This is a genomic window from Ruegeria sp. CG4 (assembly GCF_056537185.1).
Genome location: NZ_JBQFRB010000007.1, coordinates 79,640 through 103,014 on the forward strand (window position 1 = coordinate 79,640; position 23,375 = coordinate 103,014).

The 23,375-nt window shown below is 57.8% G+C and carries 28 protein-coding genes, 1 tRNA gene and 1 riboswitch; of the genes, 11 read left to right on the plus strand and 18 right to left on the minus strand.

Annotation, left to right across the window (positions count from 1 at the left end):
• Window positions 1–108: 108 nt before the first annotated feature.
• The 6 genes from dxs to ACR0J2_RS17135 form a co-directional block, all read right to left on the minus strand.
• Window positions 109–2,037, minus strand: a complete 1,929-nt coding sequence (gene dxs, locus ACR0J2_RS17110; RefSeq protein ID WP_170619048.1) for a 1-deoxy-D-xylulose-5-phosphate synthase — start codon at window positions 2,035–2,037, stop codon at window positions 109–111.
• Window positions 2,038–2,053: 16 nt separating this feature from the next.
• On the minus strand, window positions 2,054–2,920 hold the full coding sequence (locus tag ACR0J2_RS17115; protein WP_170612537.1) for a polyprenyl synthetase family protein: 867 nt from the start codon (window positions 2,918–2,920) through the stop codon (window positions 2,054–2,056).
• A complete protein-coding gene (locus ACR0J2_RS17120; RefSeq protein WP_170612539.1) occupies window positions 2,921–3,163 on the minus strand; it encodes an exodeoxyribonuclease VII small subunit in 243 nt (80 codons plus the stop codon).
• Window positions 3,160–4,086: a histone deacetylase family protein gene (locus ACR0J2_RS17125; RefSeq protein ID WP_480813348.1), complete on the minus strand. Its 927-nt coding sequence runs from the start codon at window positions 4,084–4,086 to the stop codon at window positions 3,160–3,162. The genes ACR0J2_RS17120 and ACR0J2_RS17125 overlap by 4 nt, the downstream gene beginning before the upstream one ends.
• A 70-nt stretch (window positions 4,087–4,156) precedes the next feature.
• Entirely contained in the window at window positions 4,157–4,858 is a 702-nt protein-coding gene (locus tag ACR0J2_RS17130) for a response regulator (protein ID WP_480813349.1), read from the minus strand.
• A complete protein-coding gene (locus ACR0J2_RS17135; protein ID WP_480813350.1) occupies window positions 4,855–5,367 on the minus strand; it encodes a MarR family winged helix-turn-helix transcriptional regulator in 513 nt (170 codons plus the stop codon). Before ACR0J2_RS17135 ends, ACR0J2_RS17130 begins: the two co-directional genes overlap by 4 nt.
• A gap of 157 nt (window positions 5,368–5,524) precedes the next feature.
• Here ACR0J2_RS17135 and ACR0J2_RS17140 point away from each other — a divergent pair, with 157 nt between their 5' ends.
• From ACR0J2_RS17140 to ACR0J2_RS17150, 3 genes are all read left to right on the plus strand, one after another.
• Window positions 5,525–6,391 (plus strand): branched-chain amino acid aminotransferase, encoded by an 867-nt coding sequence (locus tag ACR0J2_RS17140; protein ID WP_170612547.1) that lies wholly within the window; start codon window positions 5,525–5,527, stop codon window positions 6,389–6,391.
• 125 nt (window positions 6,392–6,516) lie between these two features.
• Window positions 6,517–7,467 carry an AraC family transcriptional regulator gene (locus tag ACR0J2_RS17145; protein WP_170807240.1) on the plus strand — a complete coding sequence of 317 codons (951 nt, stop codon included), beginning with the start codon at window positions 6,517–6,519 and terminating at the stop codon, window positions 7,465–7,467.
• Between the two features lie 108 nt (window positions 7,468–7,575).
• Entirely contained in the window at window positions 7,576–7,941 is a 366-nt protein-coding gene (locus ACR0J2_RS17150; RefSeq protein WP_480813351.1) for an SPW repeat domain-containing protein, read from the plus strand.
• Window positions 7,942–8,335: 394 nt separating this feature from the next.
• On the opposite strand, the gene cobO is transcribed toward ACR0J2_RS17150, so the two are convergent.
• From cobO to ACR0J2_RS17175, 5 genes are all read right to left on the minus strand, one after another.
• Window positions 8,336–8,935, minus strand: coding sequence for a cob(I)yrinic acid a,c-diamide adenosyltransferase (gene cobO / locus ACR0J2_RS17155; RefSeq protein ID WP_480813352.1), 600 nt, complete (start codon window positions 8,933–8,935; stop codon window positions 8,336–8,338).
• Between the two features lie 56 nt (window positions 8,936–8,991).
• Window positions 8,992–9,927 carry a DMT family transporter gene (locus ACR0J2_RS17160; protein WP_480813353.1) on the minus strand — a complete coding sequence of 312 codons (936 nt, stop codon included), beginning with the start codon at window positions 9,925–9,927 and terminating at the stop codon, window positions 8,992–8,994.
• A gap of 45 nt (window positions 9,928–9,972) precedes the next feature.
• The gene (locus ACR0J2_RS17165; RefSeq protein ID WP_170612555.1) at window positions 9,973–10,635 is read right to left on the minus strand and encodes an HD domain-containing protein; all 663 of its coding nucleotides are present in this window, start codon (window positions 10,633–10,635) and stop codon (window positions 9,973–9,975) included.
• Window positions 10,619–11,719 carry a chorismate synthase gene (gene aroC, locus ACR0J2_RS17170; RefSeq protein WP_480527193.1) on the minus strand — a complete coding sequence of 367 codons (1,101 nt, stop codon included), beginning with the start codon at window positions 11,717–11,719 and terminating at the stop codon, window positions 10,619–10,621. Before aroC ends, ACR0J2_RS17165 begins: the two co-directional genes overlap by 17 nt.
• Before the next feature lie 126 nt (window positions 11,720–11,845).
• Entirely contained in the window at window positions 11,846–12,286 is a 441-nt protein-coding gene (locus ACR0J2_RS17175) for a 6,7-dimethyl-8-ribityllumazine synthase (RefSeq protein WP_170682647.1), read from the minus strand.
• 128 nt (window positions 12,287–12,414) lie between these two features.
• A riboswitch (FMN riboswitch) is annotated at window positions 12,415–12,562 on the minus strand.
• A 53-nt stretch (window positions 12,563–12,615) separates the two neighbouring features.
• On the opposite strand from ACR0J2_RS17175, the gene ACR0J2_RS17180 reads away from it, so the two are divergent.
• Window positions 12,616–13,230 carry an FMN-binding negative transcriptional regulator gene (locus tag ACR0J2_RS17180; protein WP_480813354.1) on the plus strand — a complete coding sequence of 205 codons (615 nt, stop codon included), beginning with the start codon at window positions 12,616–12,618 and terminating at the stop codon, window positions 13,228–13,230.
• Window positions 13,231–13,243: 13 nt separating this feature from the next.
• Here ACR0J2_RS17180 and ACR0J2_RS17185 read toward each other — a convergent pair whose 3' ends face one another.
• Window positions 13,244–13,687: a cytochrome c family protein gene (locus ACR0J2_RS17185; protein ID WP_170612563.1), complete on the minus strand. Its 444-nt coding sequence runs from the start codon at window positions 13,685–13,687 to the stop codon at window positions 13,244–13,246.
• Between the two features lie 487 nt (window positions 13,688–14,174).
• On the opposite strand from ACR0J2_RS17185, the gene petA reads away from it, so the two are divergent.
• Genes petA through ACR0J2_RS17200 form a run of 3 tightly spaced genes read left to right on the plus strand, consistent with a single transcriptional unit; the run spans window position 14,175 to window position 16,905 of the window.
• Window positions 14,175–14,759, plus strand: a complete 585-nt coding sequence (gene petA / locus ACR0J2_RS17190; protein WP_170612564.1) for a ubiquinol-cytochrome c reductase iron-sulfur subunit — start codon at window positions 14,175–14,177, stop codon at window positions 14,757–14,759.
• Between the two features lie 11 nt (window positions 14,760–14,770).
• Window positions 14,771–16,102 (plus strand): cytochrome b, encoded by a 1,332-nt coding sequence (petB, locus tag ACR0J2_RS17195; RefSeq protein ID WP_170612566.1) that lies wholly within the window; start codon window positions 14,771–14,773, stop codon window positions 16,100–16,102.
• A gap of 17 nt (window positions 16,103–16,119) precedes the next feature.
• Complete coding sequence (locus ACR0J2_RS17200; RefSeq protein ID WP_170682650.1) at window positions 16,120–16,905, plus strand: cytochrome c1; 786 nt, start codon at window positions 16,120–16,122, stop codon at window positions 16,903–16,905.
• A 140-nt stretch (window positions 16,906–17,045) separates the two neighbouring features.
• Here the strand turns inward: ACR0J2_RS17200 and mtaB are convergent, their stop codons facing one another.
• Together mtaB and dapF are read right to left on the minus strand one after the other, a co-directional pair.
• On the minus strand, window positions 17,046–18,302 hold the full coding sequence (gene mtaB / locus ACR0J2_RS17205) for a tRNA (N(6)-L-threonylcarbamoyladenosine(37)-C(2))-methylthiotransferase MtaB (protein WP_480813355.1): 1,257 nt from the start codon (window positions 18,300–18,302) through the stop codon (window positions 17,046–17,048).
• Complete coding sequence (gene dapF / locus ACR0J2_RS17210; RefSeq protein ID WP_480813450.1) at window positions 18,299–19,141, minus strand: diaminopimelate epimerase; 843 nt, start codon at window positions 19,139–19,141, stop codon at window positions 18,299–18,301. The genes mtaB and dapF overlap by 4 nt, the downstream gene beginning before the upstream one ends.
• Before the next feature lie 209 nt (window positions 19,142–19,350).
• On the opposite strand from dapF, the gene ACR0J2_RS17215 reads away from it, so the two are divergent.
• Window positions 19,351–19,426, plus strand: a tRNA-Lys gene (locus ACR0J2_RS17215).
• A 153-nt stretch (window positions 19,427–19,579) separates the two neighbouring features.
• Here ACR0J2_RS17215 and ACR0J2_RS17220 read toward each other — a convergent pair.
• The 3 genes from ACR0J2_RS17220 to ACR0J2_RS17230 all read right to left on the minus strand — a co-directional run bounded on the left by ACR0J2_RS17220 (window position 19,580) and on the right by ACR0J2_RS17230 (window position 21,732).
• Entirely contained in the window at window positions 19,580–20,719 is a 1,140-nt protein-coding gene (locus ACR0J2_RS17220) for a Fic family protein (RefSeq protein ID WP_480813356.1), read from the minus strand.
• A 146-nt stretch (window positions 20,720–20,865) separates the two neighbouring features.
• The gene (locus ACR0J2_RS17225; RefSeq protein WP_480813357.1) at window positions 20,866–21,357 is read right to left on the minus strand and encodes a hypothetical protein; all 492 of its coding nucleotides are present in this window, start codon (window positions 21,355–21,357) and stop codon (window positions 20,866–20,868) included.
• Between the two features lie 93 nt (window positions 21,358–21,450).
• A complete protein-coding gene (locus ACR0J2_RS17230) occupies window positions 21,451–21,732 on the minus strand; it encodes a hypothetical protein (protein ID WP_480813358.1) in 282 nt (93 codons plus the stop codon).
• Window positions 21,733–21,789: 57 nt separating this feature from the next.
• On the opposite strand from ACR0J2_RS17230, the gene ACR0J2_RS17235 reads away from it, so the two are divergent.
• The 3 genes from ACR0J2_RS17235 to ACR0J2_RS17245 all read left to right on the plus strand — a co-directional run bounded on the left by ACR0J2_RS17235 (window position 21,790) and on the right by ACR0J2_RS17245 (window position 22,951).
• Window positions 21,790–22,053, plus strand: coding sequence for a helix-turn-helix domain-containing protein (locus ACR0J2_RS17235; protein ID WP_480813359.1), 264 nt, complete (start codon window positions 21,790–21,792; stop codon window positions 22,051–22,053).
• On the plus strand, window positions 22,050–22,553 hold the full coding sequence (locus tag ACR0J2_RS17240; protein WP_480813360.1) for a hypothetical protein: 504 nt from the start codon (window positions 22,050–22,052) through the stop codon (window positions 22,551–22,553). Before ACR0J2_RS17235 ends, ACR0J2_RS17240 begins: the two co-directional genes overlap by 4 nt.
• 98 nt (window positions 22,554–22,651) lie before the next feature.
• Window positions 22,652–22,951 (plus strand): ArsR/SmtB family transcription factor, encoded by a 300-nt coding sequence (locus ACR0J2_RS17245; protein ID WP_480813361.1) that lies wholly within the window; start codon window positions 22,652–22,654, stop codon window positions 22,949–22,951.
• 154 nt (window positions 22,952–23,105) lie between these two features.
• On the opposite strand, the gene ACR0J2_RS17250 is transcribed toward ACR0J2_RS17245, so the two are convergent.
• A complete protein-coding gene (locus ACR0J2_RS17250) occupies window positions 23,106–23,360 on the minus strand; it encodes a hypothetical protein (protein WP_480813362.1) in 255 nt (84 codons plus the stop codon).
• Window positions 23,361–23,375 lie beyond the last annotated feature (15 nt).

The following is a 23,375-nucleotide window of genomic DNA, read 5'->3' on the forward strand; positions in this document are numbered from 1 at the left end:
ATCTGATTGCAAAACAAAAAAGAATGGCCGCCGTCAAACAGATGACTGCGGCCATTTTGCAGTAAGCGTAAAAAACCCGGGATCTGGCCTAAAAACCGCCCACTGAAATCAGGCGCGTTTTTCGCCGATTGTCGCGATACCCAGCACATCCAGTACTTTTGCTTCGATATGCTCGGCATTCATTCCGGCCTCGGCATACATATCCGCCGGGTTGGCCTGATCGATGAACGTGTCAGGCAAAACCATCGAGCGATACCTGAGGCCGAGGTCGAACACCCCTTCGTCCGAAAGCAGTTGCGCAACGTGGCTGCCGAACCCGCCGACTGCGCCTTCTTCGATGGTTATCAGGGCCTCGTGATCCTCAGCCAGCGACAGGATCAGGTCCCGATCCAGCGGTTTGGCAAAGCGGGCATCGGCAATGGTCGGCGAAATCCCCTTGGCTGTCAGGGATTCTGCAGCCTTCTCTACCTCGGCCAGGCGCGTGCCAAATGACAGCAACGCCACGCGCGCGCCCTTCCGGATCATGCGTCCCTTGCCGATTTCCAGAATTTCACCGCGTTCCGGCAGTTCAACGCCAACACCTTCGCCACGCGGATAGCGGAACGCGATGGGGCCGTCGTCATGGGCTGCGGCAGTCGCAACCATATGCATCAGTTCTGCCTCGTCAGCGGCGGCCATCACCACCATGCCCGGCAGATTGGCCAGATAAGCGATGTCAAACGAACCGGCATGTGTCGCGCCATCCGCGCCCACCAGCCCGGCGCGATCGATTGCAAATCGCACCGGCAACCGCTGTATGGCAACATCATGAACAACCTGATCATACCCGCGCTGCAAAAAGGTCGAGTACATCGCGCAGAACGGCTTCATCCCACCGGCCGCCAGCGCAGCGGCGAAGGTTACGCCGTGCTGTTCGGCAATCGCCACGTCAAAACAGCGCGATGGGTAGCGTTCGGCAAACAGGTTCAGGCCCGTACCGTCGGGCATTGCAGCTGTGACCGCGACGATCTTGTCGTCACGCGCAGCCTCTTCCACAAGCGTTTTGCCGAAAACCGAAGTGTAAGACGGCGCGTTGGATGGTGCTTTTTTCTGTTCGCCCGTCACCACGTCGAATTTCGCCGTCGCGTGCCCCCTGTCGCGGGCTTGTTCGGCCGGGGCGAAACCTTTGCCCTTCTTGGTCAACACATGGATCAGGATCGGCCCGGTTGCCCGCGCCTTGACGGTGCGCAGCACCGGCAGCAACTGGTCCATGTCATGCCCGTCGATCGGTCCCACATAGGAAAAGCCCAGTTCTTCGAACAGCGTGCCCCCTACGGCCATCCCCTTCAGCATCTCCTTGGCGCGCTTTGCGCCTTCACGGAACGGTTCCGGCAGCAGCGAGACCGCGCCTTTGGCGGCAGCTTTCAGATCGTGGAACGGTTCTTCGGCGTAAATTCGCGACAGATAGTTGGAGAGCGCACCAACCGGTGGCGCAATGCTCATCTCATTGTCGTTCAGAATGACGATCAGGCGTTTCTTCAGATGGCCGGCGTTGTTCATCGCCTCAAAGGCCATGCCCGCAGACATCGAACCGTCGCCGATCACGGCAATCGCGTCACCCAGACCTTCGGGTGTTACTCCGCCCAGATCGCGCGCCACGGCAAAGCCCAGCGCCGCACTGATCGATGTACTGGAATGCGCCGCGCCAAAGGGGTCATATGGGCTTTCGCTGCGCTTGGTGAACCCGCTCAGGCCATCTTTCTGGCGCAGGGTCCGGATTCGGTCGCGGCGTTCGGTCAAAATCTTGTGCGGATAGCACTGATGGCCGACGTCCCAGATGATCTTGTCGCGCGGTGTTTCGAAAACCGCATGCAACGCCGTGGTCAGTTCGACCACGCCCAATCCCGCACCCAGATGCCCGCCGGTGACGGAAACCGCCGAAATCGTCTCGGCCCGCAGCTCCTGCGCCACCTGATGCAACTGCGCGTCCGAGAACCGCCTGAGGTCCGCAGGGCGGTTCACAAGGTCCAGCAGGGGCGTATTCGGGCGGTCAGACATTTGGCGCGTTCCTGGCTTAGCTGTCCCGGGCAATAACGAAGCGGGCGGCGTCCTTCAAGGTTTCTGCCTGCGGACCATACCCATCCAGCGCGGCACAGGCCTGATTTGCCAGGTCCACGGCACGAGCCTTGGCCGCGTCCAGACCCAGCAGCGAGACAAAGGTCGCCTTTCCGGCCGCCGCATCCTTTTGCAAACGCTTGCCGGCTTTTTCGGCGTCACCTTCTACATCCAAGATGTCATCAGCAATCTGGAAGGCAAGTCCAAGGGCACGGGCATATTGGCGCATCGGCTCTGGGTCGATCTGCGCCAGGCGCGCACCCGCACAGGCGGACCATTCGATCAGTGCGCCGGTTTTGCCCGCCTGCAGGCGCGTGATTTCATCCAGTGTCAGCGGGGTTTCCGCCGTTTCCGCCGCAATATCCATTGCCTGACCCAGAACCATCCCCTGCGCGCCACTCGCCTTGGCCAATGTCACGGCAAGCTCCGCGCGCACCTCGGCGGTTCCAACCTCGGGCCGGGTGCACAATTCAAAGGCCAGTGTCTGCAGGGAATCGCCGGTCAAAAGGGCAGTGCCTTCGTCCCATTTCACGTGCACTGTCGGGCGACCTCGGCGCATATCATCGTCGTCCATGCAGGGCAGATCGTCATGGACGAGTGAATAAGCATGCAACGCCTCGATCCCGGTTGCGGGCCAGATCGCCTGCGCGGCGTCAATTCCATGTAACCGTGCGCTTTCCAGTACCAGGAACCCGCGCAGGCGCTTTCCGCCCTCGGTGGCATAGGCCATCGCCCGGGTCACATCCAGATCGTCCAGCGCCCCCAGCACCAGATCGAACTGGTGCTGAATCCGCGCGGCATCCTGCGCCAGAATGTCCTGAAACATCTACAGACCTTCGACAGAGGTCGTCCCGGTCGGCTGCCCGTCGGCGTCCAGAGTGATCGCAGCCACCTTTTCCTCGGCCCGCTTCAGCTCGTCCTCGCAGCGCTTCTTCAGCTGCGCGCCACGCTCATACAGCGCGATGGATTGGTCCAGCGCCACGTCGCCGCGCTCCAGCTGGCCGACCACGGCCTCAAGCTCTTTCATCGCCTGTTCGAAAGTCATCTGCTCAACTGGGGTATCGGTCATCGTGCTGCCTTCATCAGTTCTTCCACATGGGCGCGTGTCGCCTCGGCCAGTGCGTTCAGATCATATCCGCCTTCCAGAGTCGAGACGATGCGGCCGCCGCAAACCTCATCGGCGATCCTGCACAGTTCGGCCGTGATCCAGGCGAAGTCGCCGGTCGACCAATTGAGATTGGCCAGGGGATCGTTCTGATGCGCGTCGAACCCGGCCGAGATAATGATCAGTTCCGGCTTGAATGCACGCAAACGCGGAAAGGCCTGCGTTTCGTAGGCCCTGCGCATTTCAGGGCCACCCGTACCGGGCGCCAGCGGAATATTCAGGATTGTCTCGAAGGCGCCGGTCTCATCCGGACGACCCGATCCGGGCCACAATGGCATCTGTTGGCAGGTGATCAGCAACGCGCGCCGCTCGTCCCAAAGCAAATCCTGCGTACCGTTGCCGTGATGTACATCAAAATCCACCACCGCCACCCGGCCAAGACCATGATGGTCCAGCGCATGTTTGGCCGCCAGCGCCGCGTTGCCGAACAGGCAGAACCCCATGGCCGTGTCAGTTTCGGCATGATGCCCCGGGGGCCGGATGGCGCAGAAGGCATTGCCGGCGTCTCCCTCCAAAACCATGTCCACGGCCCGAACAACCGCACCGGCGGCGCGATAGGCAGCGTCGATCGAACCCGGAGACAGAAACGTGTCCCCGTCAATCTGGGCAAACCCGTCGACGGGGCGCATTTTGCGCAGGTCGCTGATGTAGCTTTGCGGGTGTATGCGCAAAAGATCGTCATCCGCCGCCAAGGGGGCGGTCACCCGATTCAGGTCCAGGGGTTCAAGCGCATGCAGAATATGCTCCAGCCGTGCGACACGTTCGGGGTGCCCGTCGGGTGTTACATGCCCAAGGCAATCCGCGTGGGTCAAAAGGGCTGTTTTCATGGGGATCCCTTCTTCATCTGGCTAAAAATATCCTCGCCGAAGGCTTGAAGTCGCCGCGCAGCGGCACCTCTCAGTCCGGCGCCAGCATGTACCCGGCCCCGCGCACTGTCTGAAGATAGCGCGGTTGCTTCGGGTCCTGTTCGATCTTGCGGCGCAGGCGGGTGATCTGCACATCCACCGCCCGCTCCTGTGCCTGGCCTTTGTCCCGGCCCAAATCCTCGACAAGTTTGGCGCGGCTGATCGGTTCACCCGGCTGGGCCGAAAAAATCTTCATCAACTGGCTTTCCGTCGCCGTCAGCCGTACCGGGTTCTCGCCCTGCCACATCTCTCCGCGCTCAATATCGTACCGAATGGGTCCAAGTTGCAAAATCTTGGCTGCGCTGTCCTGTGCAGGCGTGTCTGGCATCCGTCTCAGGATCGCATTGATCCGCAGCAGCAGTTCCTTGGGCTCAAATGGTTTGGACAGGTAGTCGTCCGCGCCCGCTTCCAGCCCGGAAATCCGATGCTCGGTCTCACCCTTTGCCGTCAACAGCAGGATCGGTGTCGCATGAGTTTCGCGCAGGGACCGCGTCAGGCTGACGCCGTCCTCGCCGGGCATCATCACATCCAGAACGATCAGGTCAAAGTCCAGTCCGGACAGCACCCGCCGGGCGTGCGCCGCATCCCGGGCCGCTGTGACCAGAAATCCGCTACGCATCAGGAATTTCTTGAGGAGATCACGAATGCGCTCGTCATCATCGACGATCAGCAGATGGGCGTCCATTTCGCTCATGAAGTCGTATCCCGCAATTTCGTATATGCATGACGCATATCAGCATCCATCATCGCTTCAAGCACTTTGCGAAAACCCGAGACCGCCTCGGGTCCGGCTTCCTTGTAAGCCGCGCGCATCCGAACGCGCTGCGCCTCGGACAGCGTCGCCTCCAGTGCCCTGCCATTCTCTGTCAGAAATAGGTGTCGTTCCCGTTTGTCCACTGTTCCGACCCGGCTTTCCACCAAGCCGTCTTCGATCAAAGTGCGTAAGACCCTGTTCAGAGACTGTTTTGTCACCCCCAGAATGGCCAGCAGATTATTGACCGTTGTCCCCGGCGCGCGGTTGATGAAATGGATGGCCCTGTGATGCGCACGGCCATAGGCCATCTGCGCCAGAATGCGATCCGGATCGGCGGTAAAGCCGCGATACGCAAAGAACATCGCCTCGATCCCCTGCCGCAACTGCTCGTCAGTCAGAAACAGCAGGCTTTCTCCAACAAAGACCTGAGCCGGGCGGGTGTCGGACATATTGCGCCTCATTCGTTACTCGGGTTGACTTTATGTCAGTGATATTGACATTCCAAGTGCACACAGGAATCGATTCCCAGTTTTTGCGCAATTTCATGTCCATATCAGGCAAAACTTGCGCAACAATCGGAAACATTTACCGGCTCAGGAGGTTCGCATGGCGGGATATGACGATCGTGACGGTGTCATCTGGTTGGATGGCAAACTTGTACCCTGGCGCGAGGCCAATGTGCATATTCTGACCCACGCGATGCATTATGCCTCGTCCGTATTCGAAGGCGAACGGGCGTATAACGGCAAAATTTTCAAAAGTCGCGAGCATTCGAAACGTCTGATCGCCTCGGCCGAGGCGCTGGATATGCCCATGCCTTATGACGTCGATCAAATCGAAGCCGCCAAGGAAGAGGCGCTGAAAGCCAGCGGTCTTCAGGATGCCTATGTACGCGCACTGGTCTGGCGCGGTTCGGGTGACGATATGGGTGTGGCTTCGGCCAGAAACCCGGTGCGGATGGCTGTCGCGGTCTGGCCCTGGGGCGCATATTATGGTGACGCCAAGATGCAGGGCGCCAAGCTGGACATCGCCGAATGGAAGCGGCCCAGCCCGGAGACCATTCCGGTTCACGCCAAGGCGGCGGGCCTCTACATGATCTGCACGATCTCGAAACACAAAGCCGAAGCCAAAGGCTGCTCGGACGCTCTGTTCATGGATTGGCGTGGGTTTGTGGCCGAGGCAACCGGCGCCAACGTGTTCTTCGTCAAGGATGGCGAGGTCCACACTCCGTTGGCCGACTGCTTCCTGAACGGCATCACCCGCCAAACGGTCATTCAGATGCTGAAGGACAAAGGCATAACCGTGCATGAGCGGCGGATCAAACCGGAAGAAATGGCCGACTTCGAGCAATGCTGGCTGACCGGCACCGCTGCTGAAGTCACCCCGGTTGGGCAGATAGGCGATTATACGTTCGAAGTTGGCGACCTTACCCGTGAAATCGCGGCAGACTACGAAGCCCTCGTCCGCGCCTAATCCCGAGCCTGAGAACCATTGAAACCCTCGCTTTTGGCGGGGGTTTTTCTTTGCAGGTTGTCCGGATTTCCTTGCTGAACGTTCAGCCGGATGGACGATTGCGCAAGGACGTGTACAGTGCTGTCATGTTGGACCTGCTCAGCGATATCCTCACGCGCCTGTCCCTGCGCGGGACGTTCTATTTCCGGACATCCTTTACGCCCCCCTTTGGCATTCAGGTTCCGGCCTTTGAAAACGTGGCCCGTTTCCATTTCGTGCAACGCGGGGAATTGAAGGTTCATGTGTCTTCAACCGGAGACACATTGCGTCTCAAACAAGGGGATCTGATCCTAGTTCCGCATGGTGCGGCCCATGCGTTGTTGTGCAACGAGGTCAGACCATTCGATGCGCTGCCACTGGAGCAGGTGCTGCAGCAGTCCGGCTATCAGGGTGACGGTGTTCTGGTCTATGGGGGCGAGGACAAGGATCGCGACACGCAGCTGATCTGCGGGCATTTCTCTTTCACCGGGCCACCGGGGCGACGCGGAACAGGACATATGCTGATTGATCGGCTGCCGCCCTACATTCTGATCGAAAATTACGGCGAAGAGGCGGGCGCCTGGATCGAGGCTACCCTGCGCATGATCGGGTCAGAAGTGAGCGGGGCCCGGATCGGGGGCGACCTGATCGCGCTGAAACTATCCGAGGTCCTGTTTGCACAGGCAATCCGTGCCTATCTGGAACACCAAAGCCCCAGTAACGCCGCTCTGGCGGGATTTGCCGACCAGCGGGTTTCGCGCGCGCTTACCGCGTTTCACCGCGCCCCCGCACAGGAGTGGAGCGTGGAGACACTGGCCCGCGAGGCAGGAATGTCGCGCACGGCATTCGCACAGTTGTTTGCCGAGAAGATGGGAACGACGCCCATGCAATATCTGACCAACTGGCGCATGCAGATTGCCTGCCATGGCCTGACCGAAAGCCGCTGGAACGTCGCTGATGCCGCCGCAGAAGTGGGTTACGCCTCGGAGGCTGCGTTTTCCCGCGTTTTCAAAAAACAGATCGGCCTGTCCCCCGCGGCCTATCGGGCGATGAACTAATACCTCGATCTGTTGAACGATCTGCAAAGAATTGCGAATGAAAAGAGCTAATACGTCCTGACTTGCACTCTTATCTTGGGGCTACTCCAAGCAAGGAAAGGAAACATCATGTCTCTTCGTTTCGTAACGCGCACCGTGCACGCCTATCTTGATTACCCGGTCGCCCTGGCCCTCATGATCCTGCCTTTTGTTCTGGGATTGGGTCAATCAAACCCGATGGCCTTGTGGCTGTCCGTCACAACGGGCGTCGCCGCATTTGTTCTGACCGTTCTGACCGATCATCACCTTGGGATCTGGCGGGTCCTGCCCTACAAGCTCCATCTCACGGTGGACCTGATTGTCGGGATCACCTTTCTGCTGGCACCCAGCCTTTTTGGTTTCACCGGGCTGGACGCGGTCTTTTACTGGCTGAACGGTGCGGCCGTGGTTGTTGTCATTTCACTCAGCGCGCCCGAACAACGCGTCACCGCCTGAGTGCAAATTCAGACTTGAGTATTCCGACTAAAAAAGTCAGATTATCAAGAGGGGCCGGATGCATCTGTTTCGGCATCAGGTTTCGGGGCGGTTTGCGAGCTTAGCGCAGCACAAGGTGACGGCACGCCACCGCCCCGAAAACGACTATGAGAGGTTTGGGATGTGTCGCCCGTTTGATGAACTCATGTCCAAACACGAGGCCGCGACCTCCTGCGGGTGTGGCTGCAATGAAGATTATGCCGCCTATCTCGATCAGAACGGGCCAATCAGTAAAGATACAGACACCCGAGTTTCCGAAGAAGAGTCAGCCCGCCTACGCGAGTCAGTGCGCCGTGTGTTTGAATCCCGAGCCGCACGAAGCGGCCCGATGAACGATCAATGAATCAGCCCGGTATCAGAAATCGACGCCGCGTTGGGCTTTGATACCGGCCTGAAACGGGTGTTTTTCCACGGTCATTTCCGTGACCAGATCGGCGTAGTCCCGCAGCGCTTGAGGCGCGTCGCGACCTGTCAGAAAGACGCTGGTACGCTCTGACCGGTTCTTCAGCCCGTCGATCACCTGTTCGACCGAAAGGTACTCGTAGCGCAATGCGATGTTGATCTCGTCCAGCACGACCAGATCATAATCTCCGCTGCTCATCAGCTTGCACGCTTTGTCGAAAGCGGCGTTTGCGGCGGCGATATCGCGTTCCTTGTCCTGTGTATCCCAGGTAAAACCTTCGCCCATGGTGTGCCACGTCACCAGATCGCGCTCTTCGAAAAAGCGCCGTTCACCGGTTTTCCATTTGCCCTTGATGAACTGTACAACGGCAACCTGCTGACCCCAGCCCAGCGCCCTGATCACGACACCAAATGCGGCCGAGGATTTGCCTTTGCCCTTGCCTGTGTTGATCAGAACCAGGCCGCGTTCGGGATCGACCGCCTCGGAAACCTTCTTACGGTGCTCAGCCTGCACCTTTTGCATCTTTTCCTTGTGATCCTGTGCGTCACTCATCGGGAAACCTCGTTGTTTGTCGCGCCCAAACTAGGGAAAGATGGCGAAAGGTAAAGTCACGCTTTGGGGTCCGTGACAGATCTGGCCTTGCCGCGCTCCAGCCCCAGCTGATGCTCGCGCCAGATCACCACCGCATTGCCGGCGATGACCAGAACTGCCCCAAGCAGAATGGCCAGCGTTGGCAACTCATCGAACCAGACATAGCCGATGCCGATGGCAAACAACATGGTGGTATAGTCATATGGGGCCAGCATCGAAGCCTGTCCAAACCGGTACGAGGACGTCACCAGGATTTGCGCGACCCCCCCGGTCAGTCCCATCGCAATCAGTATCGCCAGCTGCTCCCATGTCGGCACAGCCCAGCCCCAGAATACCGTCAGCCCGGACAGGGCGGTCGCCGTAACCGAAAAGTAGAAAACGATCGCAGCCGGATGGTCGACCTGAACCAATTGCCGGATGTGAATCTGCACAAAGGCCCGCGCGATTGTTGCGCCCAGCACGCAAAGCGCACCAATTGTGGCTGCCAGTTCCAGATCGGTGCTGCCAAGCCGCGGCCACAGCATGATCAGAACACCCAAAAGGCCCAGAACGACGGCACCAATACGGATCAAACGGATACGTTCGCCCAACATGATCGCTGCGAGAACGAGGGTGAAGATCGGGGTCGCGTAGCCAATGGCGGTCACTTCGGGCAGCGGCAGCAGGCTGAGCCCGGTGAAAGTCAAACCCATTGCGGTCGTGCCCAGAACTCCGCGCCAGAAATGACCCATCGGCTTTTTGACCACGAAGCCCTGCGCCAGTTCCCCACGCGATACCAGCCAGATGATGATGACCGGAATGGCAAAGAGCGACCGAAAAAAAACCAGCTCACCCGGAGGAAAATCTTCGGACAATGCCTTGACTAGCGCCGACATCGAGGTGAACAGAAAAAGGGCGCTGAGTTTCAGCGCCACGGCCAGTACGGGTCGATGCGATGTTAAGGGTTTTGCCATCGGCGCGACCCTGCGCCTTTGCGGCGCAAAGATCAACGGCTGGAATCAGCGGTCTGTCCAGCTTGGTGGCAAGGTACTGCCGATCTCTTCCGCGAATTCTTCAAGAAAACGGATCATCCGGCCGATCCGCTGCTGTGCGATCTGTTTTCCGGTCTCGGTCAGCATGTCGTTCGGCAGGCTGAGAAGCTTGACTTTCCAATGGTCGACCGAGAAGTGCAGGTCATCCAGAGGCCGGTGTTCTGCAAACGGGTCGGCCGGGTCATAAAGGGACCGCCCCAACGCGCCCGAAACGGAAAAGTTGCGGGCTACGCCGATCGCGCCCAACGCATCCAGCCGGTCGGCATCCCGCAGAATACGGGCCTCATCTGTTTCAGGCGTGATGTTGGCAGAAAAGCTGTGGGATTCAATTGCGTGCTGAATGGCGCGGATCTGATCCGGGCGATAGCCCAATTCCCTCAGAACAGTCTCTGATTCCGTCGCGGACCGGCGCGAGGCCAGATGCCGGCAAGGGTCATCTTTTGGCAGGTTCACCAGATCATGCAGATAGCTTGCGGCCAGAAGCACGGCCATATCCGTTTCGCGATCCGCGATGGCCTGCGCATTCACCCAGACCCGGTCTAGGTGGGCCAGATCATGGGCAGGGTCGGTCTCCATCCGCTGCGCAACGATGCCGCGCAGGCGTGTCCGCAGATCAGCCGATCCGTCCACGGTTCTCTCCGATCTGGCCGCGGTGCAGCAGCAGGTGGTCGAGGATCACGCATGCCATCATCGCCTCGCCTACCGGGACAGCGCGAATGCCGACGCAGGGGTCATGGCGGCCTTTTGTGATGATTTCGGTCTCTTCCCCGGATTTGGTGATCGTTTTGCGAGTGGTCAGGATGGACGAGGTCGGCTTGACCGCGAAACGGACCACAATGTCCTGTCCGGTCGAGATACCGCCGAGAATACCGCCGGCGTGGTTCGAACTGTATTGCGGGCCGTTCTGGCCCATGAAGATCTCATCTGCATTGGCCTCTCCGGTCAGTTCCGCCGCGGCCATACCCTCGCCGATCTCGACGCCCTTGACCGCGTTGATCGACATCATCGCGGCGGCCAGATCAGTGTCTAACTTGGCGTAAACCGGCGCTCCAAGACCGGCAGGAACGCCGCGCGCGACCACTTCGACCACCGCACCAACCGAGTTTCCGGATTTGCGCAGATCGTCCAGAAAAGCCGCCCAACCCTCGGCCGCGTGCGCATCCGGGGTCCAGAACGGATTTTGTTCGATCTGGGACCAGTCGAAATTGTCGCGATTAATCTTGTGGGGTCCGATCTGCGTCATGTAACCGGTGATCTGAACATTGGGGGCAATCTGTTTGATCGCCTCACGCGCCAGACCTCCGGCCGCAACACGAGAGGCCGTTTCGCGGGCCGAACTGCGCCCGCCACCGCGATAATCGCGGATGCCGTATTTCTGCCAGTAGGTAATATCGGCGTGGCCCGGGCGGAACTTGTCCATGATGTCGCCGTAATCTTTCGAGCGCTGATCAGTGTTTTCGATCATCAGCTGCACGGGGGTCCCGGTGGTCTGGCCTTCGAACACACCCGAGAGGATTTTCACCTGATCCGGTTCACGCCGCTGAGTGGTGAACTTGTTCTGCCCCGGCTTGCGCTTGTCCAGCCAGTGCTGGATCATCGCCTCGTCAATCGCGACGCCCGGCGGGCAGCCATCGACGGTCGCACCCAAAGCGGGTCCGTGGCTTTCACCCCAGGTGGTGACGCGGAAAAGATGGCCAAAGCTGTTCATCGACATGAGGCGTGCTCCTTTGCGCGATGTGATTAGCGGTCGCGGGGCCCGGCCTCAAGCGGATTTGCTGATTGGTCCGGGGGGCGCTGCCCGATGGGCAGCGCGTTTTGAGTATTTTTGAAAAGATGAAGTTCAGGCGACTTGCGCAATCTCTGCACGGGATTCGGTGATCTTGAGAGCGGCCTGTGCGGCTTCGCGCCCTTTTTGAACGAAATGCGCACGATAGATGGCGTTGTGGTGATCGGTTTCCTGATACTGGTGCGGCGTGAGCGAAACCGACAGGACCGGAACGCCCGTGTCCATTCCGGCGCGCATCAGCCCGTCGACCACGGCCTGTGCCACGAAATCATGCCGGTAGATGCCGCCATCCACGACAAAGGCGGCGCAGGCAACAGCGGCGTAGCGCCCGGTTTGGGCCAGATCGCGGGCCAGCAGAGGCATCTCGAACGCGCCCGGCACGTCGAAAACATCGACCTGATAGGCAGGGATCAGTTCCAGAAAACCATCGAGCGCACGGTCAACGATGTCCGAATGCCAGTTGGCTTTGACGAATGCATAGCGGGTGTGTGTCATCAAGATCTCCTTTCGGTTTGGTTGCCAACTGGCTGTCGCGAGAACCGGTTCCCACTTTTCGCTGCCAGCCCGGCATGACACGTCACCCAAGGCGATCACGAGCCGCCGCGCCGTTTGGCGGCGCGCCAGCACGTTCTCTTTCATCCGGACTGTAACCGTCGGCTCTGGCCTCTCACCAGATCTGCTGACACCCCGGTCGCCGGGGCCGCTCGCGGGCTTGCGGGTCGTGGCCCGCATACCGCCGGTGGGGAATTCCGCCCCGCCCTGAGAACGCGCGGACCTTGCCAAGGTGCGGGCGGTTCTGCAAGAGATTTCGCAGGAGGAAAGAGATGCACCCGAACCCTGCCTTCCGCGCTGAAGACACCGCGCGCCATATCGCCTTTGCCCGAGAACGGGCGTTCGGGGTTCTGGCCCTTTCCACGGATCAGGCGCCGTTGCTCAGCCATGTGCCTTTCTTAATCAGCGAAGATGGCGCCGTTGCCGACCTGCATCTGGTGCGATCGAACCCGATTGTGCCCGCACTGAAAGAACCGCGTGTTGCCCGGATCGCCGTGTCCGGGCCGGACGGGTACATCTCACCCGATTGGTACGGGGCGGAGGACCAGGTGCCAACATGGAACTATGTCGCCGTGCACCTGACAGGCCGGATCAGGGTACTGCCACATTCTGAATTGCGGGATTTGCTGGATCGCCAATCCGCTTTCTACGAAGAGCGCCTGCGGCCCAAGCCGACCTGGACCGCCGGAAAGATGAACTCGGACGCGTTGGAGCGCATGATGCGGATGATTGTCCCGTGCAGACTGCAGGTGGACGACATTCAGGGCACCTGGAAGCTGAATCAGAACAAAGCCGACAAGATGCGGCATTCTGCGGCCGATTACGTTGAAGCGGATGGTTTTGGCAGCGAGACTGGATTGCTGGCCACATTGATGCGGGGAACATGACCAGCCGGATCGGTCATTCGCTGAAGGTCGCCAGATAGGCCGCGATATCGTCGGCGCCCTTTTTCAGCCTGACGCTCATGTTCGGACGCGCGGTTTCGTCATTAAGATATTCCCTGATAAAGCCAATCGGATCTTGGGAGTAGGCAGAAATGTTCTCTTCGGTCCAGACCAGCCCTTCTTCGCCCGCCCGGATCATGTCGTCGGTAAACATGCCGATCGGCAGACGCTCGCTGCCATAGCGATAATCATTTTCGGCTCCGGCAACGCGACCGACGACACCAAAGAGATTCGGACCGGTTATGCCGCCTTTGACCAAAACCTCGCCATCTTTGATGATTGCGTGGCAAGAAGAACAGCGGTTGTAGAGTTTTTCGCCTTTTTCCGGATCGCCGGCGGCAGTGGCCTGAGATGCAGCGGCCAGCGCCAGGGTCACGACGGTTGCAAAGAGCTTTGACATAGAGAACGTCCTGTTGCGGGTGAGGTTTCCCCTGCCCTTCCGGGATTCCCGTTAAAAGTGCAATCGAAAACAGCCACATCTATGCGGTTGAAAAATATGTATTTTCAACTCAAAATTTACGTGACGGTGGAGGCCCTTAAAGTGGAAATTTGTGCGGCGAAATCTGGTCAGGAGTATGCAGACCGGGGACCTTGTGGCACGTCCGGTGTCAGCATCAGGACAGGTTCCCCGTTTCGATATGTGACCCCGAATCACGTTGCGCCCGATCTGCGGTGATCGGCAAATTTCCCCGCTTAACCCCACCGCTATCTTGAAAAAATGCCCCTTCGTTGTGACATGAATGCCCAGATGCGGCGTAGTGCGCGCCTATGACCGCTGGACGAACCGTTTTCTCCCGGATAGATAGCCGCGATGAGACGCCGTATTTGATGCGGTGCTGATGCATGTTTGCCCGGTCCACCCGGGCGTCGGAATCGGAGAAAACCTCGTGTCCCACGCAGAAGACCACGAAGGCACCCGCAGAGATTTCCTCTACTACGTCGCTGGCGGCGCAGGTGTCGTTGCAACGGGGGCGGCCGTCTGGCCCCTGGTCAACCAAATGAACCCATCGGCAGACGTTCAGGCGCTGTCCTCGATCCGCGTGGATGTCAGCGGGGTTGAGCCGGGTACGCAGCTGACAGTCAAGTGGCTGGGCAAGCCCGTGTTCATCCGTCACCGCACCGGTGCCGAGATCCAGGAAGCGCAGGAGCAGGACGCCGAAGGCGTTGACGCTCTGCCGGATCCGCTGGCCCGCAACTTCAACCTGAACGCTGATGCGCCGGCAACCGACGCCAACCGCGTCATGCCTTCGCCCGAAGGCGAAGCACCGGGCGCATGGATCGTTCAGATGGGCGTCTGCACCCATCTGGGTTGCGTACCTTTGGGTGATGCCGGCGATTTTGGCGGCTGGTTCTGCCCCTGCCACGGTTCGCACTATGACCTTGCCGGTCGTATCCGCAAAGGCCCCGCGCCTGAAAACCTGCCCGTTCCGCCTGCGGAGTGGACGGATAACTCCACCATCAGACTCGGCTAAGGGAGACCCAGATGTCCGGAATTCCCCACGATCATTACGAGCCGAAGACAAACGGCGAAAAGTGGCTGAACAGCCGCCTTCCCATCGTCGGCCTGCTGTATGACACCCTCATGATCCCGACCCCCAAGAACCTGAACTGGTGGTGGATCTGGGGCATCGTTCTGGCGTTCTGCCTGGCGCTGCAAATCGTCACCGGCATCATCCTGGTGATGCACTATACTCCGCATGTCGATCTGGCCTTTGCCAGCGTCGAACACATCATGCGCAACGTGAATGGCGGCTACTTTATCCGCTATCTGCACATGAACGGCGCGTCGCTGTTCTTTGTTGCGGTCTACATTCACATGTTCCGCGGCCTGTTCTATGGCTCGTACAAAGCCCCGCGTGAGATCACGTGGATCATCGGTATGCTGATCTACCTGATGATGATGGGTACTGCCTTCATGGGCTACGTTCTGCCCTGGGGTCAGATGTCCTTCTGGGGTGCGACCGTGATCACCGGCCTGTTTGGCGCGATCCCGTTCATAGGCGATGCGATCCAGACCTGGCTGCTGGGCGGACCCGCCGTAGACAACGCCACGCTGAACCGCTTCTTCTCGCTGCACTACCTGCTGCCATTCATCATCGCGGCGCTGGTCATCGTGCACATCTGGGCCTTCCACACCACCGGCAACAACAACCCCACGGGTGTTGAGGTGCGTCGTGGCTCGAAGGCCGAGGCAGAGAAAGACACGCTGCCGTTCTGGCCCTACTTCGTGATCAAGGACCTGTTTGCGCTGGCCGTGATCCTGGTAATCTTCTGGGCGATTGTCGGTTTCATGCCGAACTACCTAGGCCACCCGGACAACTACATCGAAGCCAACCCGCTGGTTACGCCTGCGCACATCGTTCCCGAATGGTACTTCCTGCCGTTCTACGCGATCCTGCGTGCGTTCACTGGTGAGGTCTGGGTTGTTCAGTTCGCAAGCTTCATCACCGGCGGTATCGTCGACGCCAAGTTCTTTGGTGTGATTGCGATGTTCGGTGCGATCCTGGCAATGGCTCTGGCGCCCTGGCTGGACACGTCGACCGTGCGTTCGGGCAAGTACCGCCCGATGTTCAAGTGGTGGTTCTACCTGCTGATCATCGACTTCTTCGCCCTGATGTGGCTGGGTGCGATGCCCGCGGAAGAGCCTTACGCAACCTTCTCGCTGATCGCGTCCGCCTACTGGTTCGCCTATTTCTTCGTGATCCTGCCCATCCTGGGTGTTATCGAAAAACCCGAGGCGCAGCCGGAAACCATCGAAGAAGACTTCAACGCGCATTATGGCAAGGCTGACGCCGACGCCACGCCGGCCGAGTAAGAAGAGGGACCGGAAACATGTTCAAGAAACTTGCAATCGGTGCCGCGTTTGCCATCGCCCTTACCCCTGCTGCGTCTTTCGCGGCAGGTGGCGGCGAGCAGCACATCGAAGACTTCGACTTCTCGTTCGAAGGCCCCTTTGGCACCTGGGATCAAAACCAGCTGCAGCGTGGTCTTCAGGTCTACACTGAAGTCTGTGCGGCCTGCCACGGCCTGAGATACGTACCCCTGCGCGACCTTGAGGCGCTGGGATATTCGGAAGAAGAAGTCATCGCCTATGCGGCTGGCAACTTTGAAGTGTTCGATCCCGAGCTTGACGATTTCCGTCCAGCGATCCCGACGGACCACTTCCCGGCCAATGACGGCGTTGGCGCACCGGACCTGAGCCTGATGGCTAAGGCCCGTGCCGGCTTCCACGGCCCTTACGGGTTGGGCATCAACCAGCTGGTCAAAGGCATGGGTGGTGCGGAATACATCGCCTCGCTGCTGGATGGCTATACCGGTAAGGAAAAGGAAGAGGCAGGTGCGGTTCTGTACGAAAACACCGCCTTCCCGGGTGGCTGGATTTCGATGGCACCGCCGCTGGCCGAAGATCAGGTGGAATTCGCCGATGGCCACCCTGCCACCGTCGAAGCCATGTCCGAGGACATCGCCGCCTTCCTGATGTGGACCGCCGAGCCCAAGATGATGGATCGCAAGAATGCCGGTTTCGTCGGCGTTCTGTTCCTGTCCGTACTGTCGGTCCTGCTGTATCTGGTCAACAAGCGGCTGTGGGCACCCCACAAAGGCAAGAAGCTGCACTAAGCGCTGACCCGCAAAGAACGAAGAAACCCCCGCGACATTGGCAGCGGGGGTTTTTTGTTGTGGCCTGAGGGAAGGGGCCAGCCCTTCTTGGCCTGCGGCCAATTCAACCCCGGGATATTTCTGGCCAGATGAAAAGCGGATCAGGCTGTCAGTTGAGTGTCCGTGTTGCCCCTAATGGTGGCGGTCACGATCTTGCCTTCGGTTTGCGGTGTGGAAAACGTCACTTCGGTGAACTGCTCGGTCCGGCCCATGTTCGGGGTCTCCATCAGGATTTGATGGGTTCTGCCGATCTGGGCGGTCAGGTGTTTGGAGACCTGAACCGCTCCTGCCGCGCGTAAACGGGCGGCGCGGTCTTTGATGACATTGCCGTTGATCTGCTGCGGTATTCGGGCCGCCGGAGTGCCATCGCGTTTGGAATACGGGAAGACGTGCAGCCAGGTCAGGTCGCAATCTTTGACCAGCTTCAGCGAGTTCTCGAAATGCGCTTCGGATTCGGTTGGGAAACCCGCGATTATATCGGCGCCAAAAGTCATATCGGGGCGCAGTTTGCGGGCCTCTTCCGTGAAGCGAATTGCATCATCGCGCAGGTGGCGACGTTTCATGCGTTTGAGAATCAGATCGTCGCCATGCTGCAACGACAGGTGCAGATGCGGCATCAGGCGCGGCTCGGTCGCGATCGCTTGCATCAGGTTCTCATCCACCTCGATGGAATCAATCGAACTGATCCGCAGGCGCGGCAGGTCCGGTACCAGCTTCAGGATGCGCATCACCAGATCGCCCAGCTTGGGCTGCGCCGGCAGGTCTGCCCCCCACGAGGTCAGGTCAACACCCGTCAAGACAACTTCGTTATACCCCCGCTCCACCAGCCGCTTGATCTGATCGACTACGACGCCCGCTGGCACGCTACGCGAATTGCCACGGCCATAAGGGATGATGCAGAAAGTGCACCGATGGTCACAGCCATTCTGGACCTGCACATAAGCGCGCGAGCGTGTGCCGAACCCGTCGATCAGGTGCCCCGCGGTTTCGGTCACGGACATGATGTCGTCGACCTGCACGGATTCGGTCTCGCCGATGAAGTCGGCAGCCATGCTTTTCCATGTAGCGGGCTGCATTTTTTCGGTATTCCCGATCACCGCGTCGACCTCGTCCATACTGGCAAATGTCTCGGGCTCGGTCTGGGCCGCACAACCGGTGACAATCAGACGCGCATTGGGGTTTTCCCGCCGAAGCTTGCGGATTTCCTGCCGGGCCTTGCGCACCGCCTCGGCCGTGACAGCACATGTGTTCACGACAACAGCATCTGTCAGCCCCGCCTCCCGCGACAGTTCTTTCATCGCCTCCGTTTCATAGGCGTTCAGGCGGCAGCCCAGTGTAGTGAACTTGGGCGGGTTCATCCCAGCGACCCCAGGAATTCAGGCGTCAGCGTACCCGAGAAGACATGGCAGGTCGGCCCGGTCATCCAGACACCATCCTCGCGCCAGTCGATCCAGATTGTTCCGCCGTCCAGTTCGATCTGAACCTTGCGCCCCGTAAGGCCCCGGCGCGCGGCCGAAACCGCCGTCGCACATGAGGACGAGCCCGAAGCCAAAGTGATACCCACGCCACGCTCCCACACGCGCATACGCAAGTGATCCGGACCGATGACCTGCACCACCTGTACATTGGTGCGTTCGGGGTAAAGGGGATGATGTTCGTATCGCGCGCCGAACTCCGTCAGGGGAATCGCCTCGGCGTCCTCGACAAAGAAGGTGCAATGCGGGTTGCCCATACCGGTCGCGCTTGGGCTGCCCTCGATCGGCAGTTCCAGCGTATCGACCTCTTCTGCGAGCGGAATCTCATGCCAGTCCAATTGCGGAGGCCCCATGTTCACTGCAGTCAGCCCGCCGCCCACTTCACGCGCAACAAGCGTACCGCGTTCGGTTGTCAGGGTCAGGTTGGATTTTCCGGTCTCCTCCATCAGAAACCGGGCAATGCAGCGGGTGGCATTCCCGCAAGCCGCAGACGTCGACCCATCTGCATTGTAAAACACCAGATGCGCGTCTTCTTCACCTTGCTGAATGACGGCAAGCTGGTCGAAACCCACGCCCATCTGACGATGCCCGATTCCCCGCGCCAGGGCGGGCGTCATCTCCACCGACACCGCACGTGCGTCGAGAATGACGAAGTCATTTCCCAGCCCGTGCATCTTCATGAAGGGCAATCCGGTATCGAGTCTCAGCTGCATGGCGCGCATATAACCCCGCACAGGACATGAATCCAGTCTGACGGGAAGATTCGTGAAAAAAGGGGTTGACCCCCCTGCGCCACCTGCCTAATTAAGCCGCCTATCGGGTCGCCTGAAACACTGATTTTTCAAGCGGAACGAGGTGCAAAAAAGGTCTTGAACCCAACCGGGAACTTGACTTAAAGAGCGCCACGGATCGGCAAGATCCAAAAAAGAGTGGGCCGTTAGCTCAGTTGGTAGAGCAACTGACTTTTAATCAGTGGGTCGCAGGTTCGAATCCTGCACGGCTCACCACTTTTTATAATACAAATCAATGACTTGTCGGACGCATCGCTCGTTTAGTTCAGCCTGGGATGCGTCGCGTCGCGCTGCTGGGGGACAAATGGGGGACAAATGATAAGCGTTTCCACCAAATGCGAACTACCTTACTAGTTTTCGAGTTACGTTCTAATCCGCAAAGAGAGCCACGTAGGGATCGTACCTGAAAACGCGATTTCTTTTTTGGCCTGTTGTCTCTGTAACTAATCCCATTCCAAGGAAACGGTCCGTAATGTTGTTTGCCGCCTGCGGTGATATTTCTAGGAGTTCGGCGACATTGGTGACCATGAAAATCGGGCGGAGATAAAGTGACTCCAAAAGCTTTAGACCGTTAGCAGCACCACGTCCAAGGTCGTCGATAATCATCTGCCGATGGGCTTCTCGCATTTGAACAATGTCACGAGCTGTTTCTGTAGCTTCGTTCGCTACTTGAGCCACGCCTTTCAAAAAGAACTTCAGCCAACCCTCCCAGTCACCTGCAGTTCGAACGGCTTGTAACCGGTCGTAATACTCAGCTCTGTTCCTTTTCAAGTAGTGAGACAAGTACAGTACAGGACGTAAGAGAACTTCCTGCTCGCACAGAGTGAAAGCAATTAGCAAACGCCCCATCCTTCCGTTGCCATCGAGAAAGGGGTGAAGAGTTTCGAAATGAGCGTGGATCAGTCCAACACGGATTAGAAGTGGAGTAGAGCTTCTTTCGTGGAAGTAAGTCTCCAAGTTGCCGAGTAGTCGGGAGAGTTCTGAGGGGGGTGGAGGAACAAACGTTGCGTTTTTGAGCGTCGCTCCTTCAGGGCCGATCCAATTCTGCGTCTTTCTGAAATCCCCTGGCGTAGCGTGCTGCCCTCGCACTCCTTGCATTAACCGCGCGTGGATTTCTCGTATGAGACGGAGAGACATTGGCAGTTCATCTAGACGCTTTAGACCGTAATTCATTGCCCTTACGTAGTTTAGAATCTCCTCGGTATCGTTGGGTCTAGTAGGGTCAAAAATTTCTGCTTCTACTTCTAGAATGTCCCCCAAGGACGCCTGGGTGCCTTCAATCTGGGATGAAAGCACAGCCTCCTTTCGGACATACATAAAAACAAACAAATCTGGATTCGGCAGTGATTGAATTGAACCGTCTAGTCTTCCTAACGCCCTATCTGCTCGAGAGAGCAGCCCCTGCATCTCATCATCGAATTCAACTGGTGGTTCAGGAGGTAGGTCAAATGGTACAAATGCTGAGTAACCTTCAATTTGTTGTATATAACGCCCAGACTGTCGCGACATCTTCGACGGTTCTTTCTTAGCAAGATTGTTTTAATCAAGTTTGGATTCACTAGCTGCCAGCATTGATGCCTATAATCAAGTGACACTTGAGTATGGAGTACAGATTGGTGCCATGTGAATCTCAACTGGAATAAGAATGTGATGCTTTACCCCCGAGCGACCACCAACGGCGGATCCTTCGGAAACGACCTGATATCGAACCACTTGAAGCAAGTGCCGTCCGAGTTGCGCTTGTCCCCCAAACGCAGGTTCGTTCCTGTCGTCCTGTGCCGGATCAGTGCCGCCCTGAACGCCCGTAGGTCGATTAGCCACCAACTTTCAATAACCTGCCCGTCAGGTCCTGCGTGGCCGTAGAACATCCAGTCTCCATGGCCGTTCACAATCTTGGATAGCTCCGTCTCAGCGCCTGTTGGCAGCTTGGCTCTGATGGTAAAATGATGCGGGTATCTTGCCGCGTAGCCGTGCCGCCTCACCCTGGCAGCGATACGCATGTCCTTTGCATCGAGCATCAACAAATCCGTGGCCTGGAAATGGTCCAATGGATCGGGTGCGGCCTGTAGGATGTGATTGCCGATGATGCTCTTTATCTCAGGCAGGAACTGGTCCGACCATTGCCGGTTTGCGCTATAATAGTTCATATCAAACCCCTGAATGAAAAAAGGCGCAGATGAAGCCGCGCCTAGCGGTGAAATAAGTGAAGCTATGCAACCGCCTCTTGAAGTCCTTTTAAGTCAAATCCGCTCAGGCAAAGTTGACCGCGCACCCGAGCATTGGTGTCGATAAGTCGCACGAATCATGGCTTTAAGGTCGCCCAGAAAGACCCAATCCAGTGACATGCCAGTTTCCATGCAGAACGACATCAACTCGGGCGATGGCGCGCCATCCTCACTCAGTAGGCGAGCGGGAGCCTCTTTCCCGATTGTTCCAGCGAAGAATTCCGCGCGGGCTTGCGCCGTGTCGAACTCATTGTGGCACACGCCAGCTTCGTTCGTGTGAATGCGTTGTTCGGTCATTGCTATACTTTCCGGTTGTGTTAATGTTCCAAAAAGTAACATAGGATATGTTCTAAATTGGAACAAGAGCAAAAATTTATCTCCGGCCAAATTCGAGCCGCAAGAGGGCTACTGGACATCTCCCAAGCAACTCTTGCCGAGGCTGCGGGGGTCTCTTCGATGACTGTCAAACGGGCGGAAGGATCTGGCTCACCATTCCCCTCGGACAATGCAATAGTGACAATTCAAGAAGCCTTAGCGTCAAAGGGCATTCAGTTTCTGGACGAAGGGGACACGGCCAATGGCGTTGGTGTGGTTTTGGTCAGGAAGAATGGTCAATGATGAAGCGACCTGCATTTCTTGCAATCGCAATGCTATCACTCAAGGTTGGGTTGGTATCTTCCGGATTCGCTTATGCACAGAGTTTTTCTTGCAGTTTTGGTCAACCTGCATGCCTGGACTACGGAGACAAAGTATGCACTTCGCAAGGGAAGTGCGTTGACCAGTTCTCAGTTTGCTTTGACCAATATGCCTGCAACTATGAGGGGTTTACTTGTAAGTCCAACTTAACCGACCTTGCCGAAGAGTATGATGACTTAGTTTATGATTACAACAGCTTAGCAGACAGTCATAGTGAACTAGGAGACAAACACAACGACCTGGTAGACAGGTATAACTCGCTTCGGAAGAATGCTGACGAACTCAGCGAAAACTATCAAAACTTGTTCTCAGAATATGAGCGTGCAGTTTCTGATTACGAAGACGCGGTTTCGGAGAAAGACAATATTGAGTCGTGTGTCTTAGCTGCATCTTCGATTTCAGAAGCGTGGTACTGCTTTTAATTCTGAGTAAGCGGTCACTATAGACATCTAAAGACTCCCGCTTCAAAGTCCATTTTTAGACGAGCGAAGGTTTACTGCTCGCAGCAAGGACGGAAGCTATGGATGCTAAGACGGAAAGCTATACTGCTGATGCCTGCCGCATTTTTAAGGCGATGTCTCACGAGGGAAGGTTTGAGATACTTTGTCTCTTAACTCTGGGTGAAAAATCAGTACTTGAAATCCAAGAAGCACTCATAATGCGCCAAGGGTACGTATCACAACACCTTGCTCGACTGCGGTTGGAAGGAATGATTTCGTCAAGGCGTGAAGGAAGGAGAATATACTACAGAATTGCCGACAAGCGCATGTCAGCGGCGGTAGATGTTCTGCGCGAGTTGTTCTGTAACAATGGAGAGTAGCAATAGAGCTTGATACCTAGTTTCAGACATGGCTGCTCCTGGGGGCCAACCCCAACCTAACGGCGGCTAACCGCTAGAGCGGGAGGCGGAACACCGGCCCGATTTGCTAGCGCAATTTTGTCAGGCATAATGGAAAGCAATTATCTATCTTCGCCTACTTTAGGCGTTTTTTCCGCGCCGCCATCTTGCGGCAACCTTCCTTGCAATACTTGGCATCGATCCGCTTCCACACCGGCATGAGATTGCCGCAGTAGGCGCAGTGCCAGCCCTTGGAATAGTTCTGGGCCAGCTTTGTGGCTCGCTCTGCAATGCGGTGCGCGTTCTGCCAAGGGAAGTGGGTGAAGCTGAGCCGCACTTGTGGTGGGTTCAGTTCTTCAATCCAAATTGTCGCGTTATCACGGTCGGTCATCTCTGTACCTTATCC

Bases quoted from the DNA above. Each gene is read 5' to 3' on its own strand.
- petB (WP_170612566.1), top strand. From the start codon at position 14,771: ATGTCCGGAATTCCCCACGATCATTACGAGCCGAAGACAAACGGCGAA.
- ACR0J2_RS17130 (WP_480813349.1), bottom strand. From the start codon at position 4,858: ATGAGCGAAATGGACGCCCATCTGCTGATCGTCGATGATGACGAGCGC.
- dxs (WP_170619048.1), bottom strand. From the start codon at position 2,037: ATGTCTGACCGCCCGAATACGCCCCTGCTGGACCTTGTGAACCGCCCT.
- ACR0J2_RS17250 (WP_480813362.1), bottom strand. From the start codon at position 23,360: ATGACCGACCGTGATAACGCGACAATTTGGATTGAAGAACTGAACCCA.
- ACR0J2_RS17220 (WP_480813356.1), bottom strand. From the start codon at position 20,719: ATGTCGCGACAGTCTGGGCGTTATATACAACAAATTGAAGGTTACTCA.
- ACR0J2_RS17160 (WP_480813353.1), bottom strand. From the start codon at position 9,927: ATGGCAAAACCCTTAACATCGCATCGACCCGTACTGGCCGTGGCGCTG.
- ACR0J2_RS17175 (WP_170682647.1), bottom strand. From the start codon at position 12,286: ATGACACACACCCGCTATGCATTCGTCAAAGCCAACTGGCATTCGGAC.
- ACR0J2_RS17185 (WP_170612563.1), bottom strand. From the start codon at position 13,687: ATGTCAAAGCTCTTTGCAACCGTCGTGACCCTGGCGCTGGCCGCTGCA.
- ACR0J2_RS17115 (WP_170612537.1), bottom strand. From the start codon at position 2,920: ATGTTTCAGGACATTCTGGCGCAGGATGCCGCGCGGATTCAGCACCAG.
- ACR0J2_RS17225 (WP_480813357.1), bottom strand. From the start codon at position 21,357: ATGAACTATTATAGCGCAAACCGGCAATGGTCGGACCAGTTCCTGCCT.
- ACR0J2_RS17140 (WP_170612547.1), top strand. From the start codon at position 5,525: ATGGCGGGATATGACGATCGTGACGGTGTCATCTGGTTGGATGGCAAA.
- ACR0J2_RS17145 (WP_170807240.1), top strand. From the start codon at position 6,517: ATGTTGGACCTGCTCAGCGATATCCTCACGCGCCTGTCCCTGCGCGGG.
- ACR0J2_RS17180 (WP_480813354.1), top strand. From the start codon at position 12,616: ATGCACCCGAACCCTGCCTTCCGCGCTGAAGACACCGCGCGCCATATC.
- ACR0J2_RS17240 (WP_480813360.1), top strand. From the start codon at position 22,050: ATGATGAAGCGACCTGCATTTCTTGCAATCGCAATGCTATCACTCAAG.
- dapF (WP_480813450.1), bottom strand. From the start codon at position 19,141: ATGCGCGCCATGCAGCTGAGACTCGATACCGGATTGCCCTTCATGAAG.
- ACR0J2_RS17125 (WP_480813348.1), bottom strand. From the start codon at position 4,086: ATGAAAACAGCCCTTTTGACCCACGCGGATTGCCTTGGGCATGTAACA.
- ACR0J2_RS17150 (WP_480813351.1), top strand. From the start codon at position 7,576: ATGTCTCTTCGTTTCGTAACGCGCACCGTGCACGCCTATCTTGATTAC.
- ACR0J2_RS17230 (WP_480813358.1), bottom strand. From the start codon at position 21,732: ATGACCGAACAACGCATTCACACGAACGAAGCTGGCGTGTGCCACAAT.
- ACR0J2_RS17135 (WP_480813350.1), bottom strand. From the start codon at position 5,367: ATGTCCGACACCCGCCCGGCTCAGGTCTTTGTTGGAGAAAGCCTGCTG.
- ACR0J2_RS17120 (WP_170612539.1), bottom strand. From the start codon at position 3,163: ATGACCGATACCCCAGTTGAGCAGATGACTTTCGAACAGGCGATGAAA.
- cobO (WP_480813352.1), bottom strand. From the start codon at position 8,935: ATGAGTGACGCACAGGATCACAAGGAAAAGATGCAAAAGGTGCAGGCT.
- aroC (WP_480527193.1), bottom strand. From the start codon at position 11,719: ATGTCGATGAACAGCTTTGGCCATCTTTTCCGCGTCACCACCTGGGGT.
- ACR0J2_RS17245 (WP_480813361.1), top strand. From the start codon at position 22,652: ATGGATGCTAAGACGGAAAGCTATACTGCTGATGCCTGCCGCATTTTT.
- ACR0J2_RS17200 (WP_170682650.1), top strand. From the start codon at position 16,120: ATGTTCAAGAAACTTGCAATCGGTGCCGCGTTTGCCATCGCCCTTACC.
- mtaB (WP_480813355.1), bottom strand. From the start codon at position 18,302: ATGAACCCGCCCAAGTTCACTACACTGGGCTGCCGCCTGAACGCCTAT.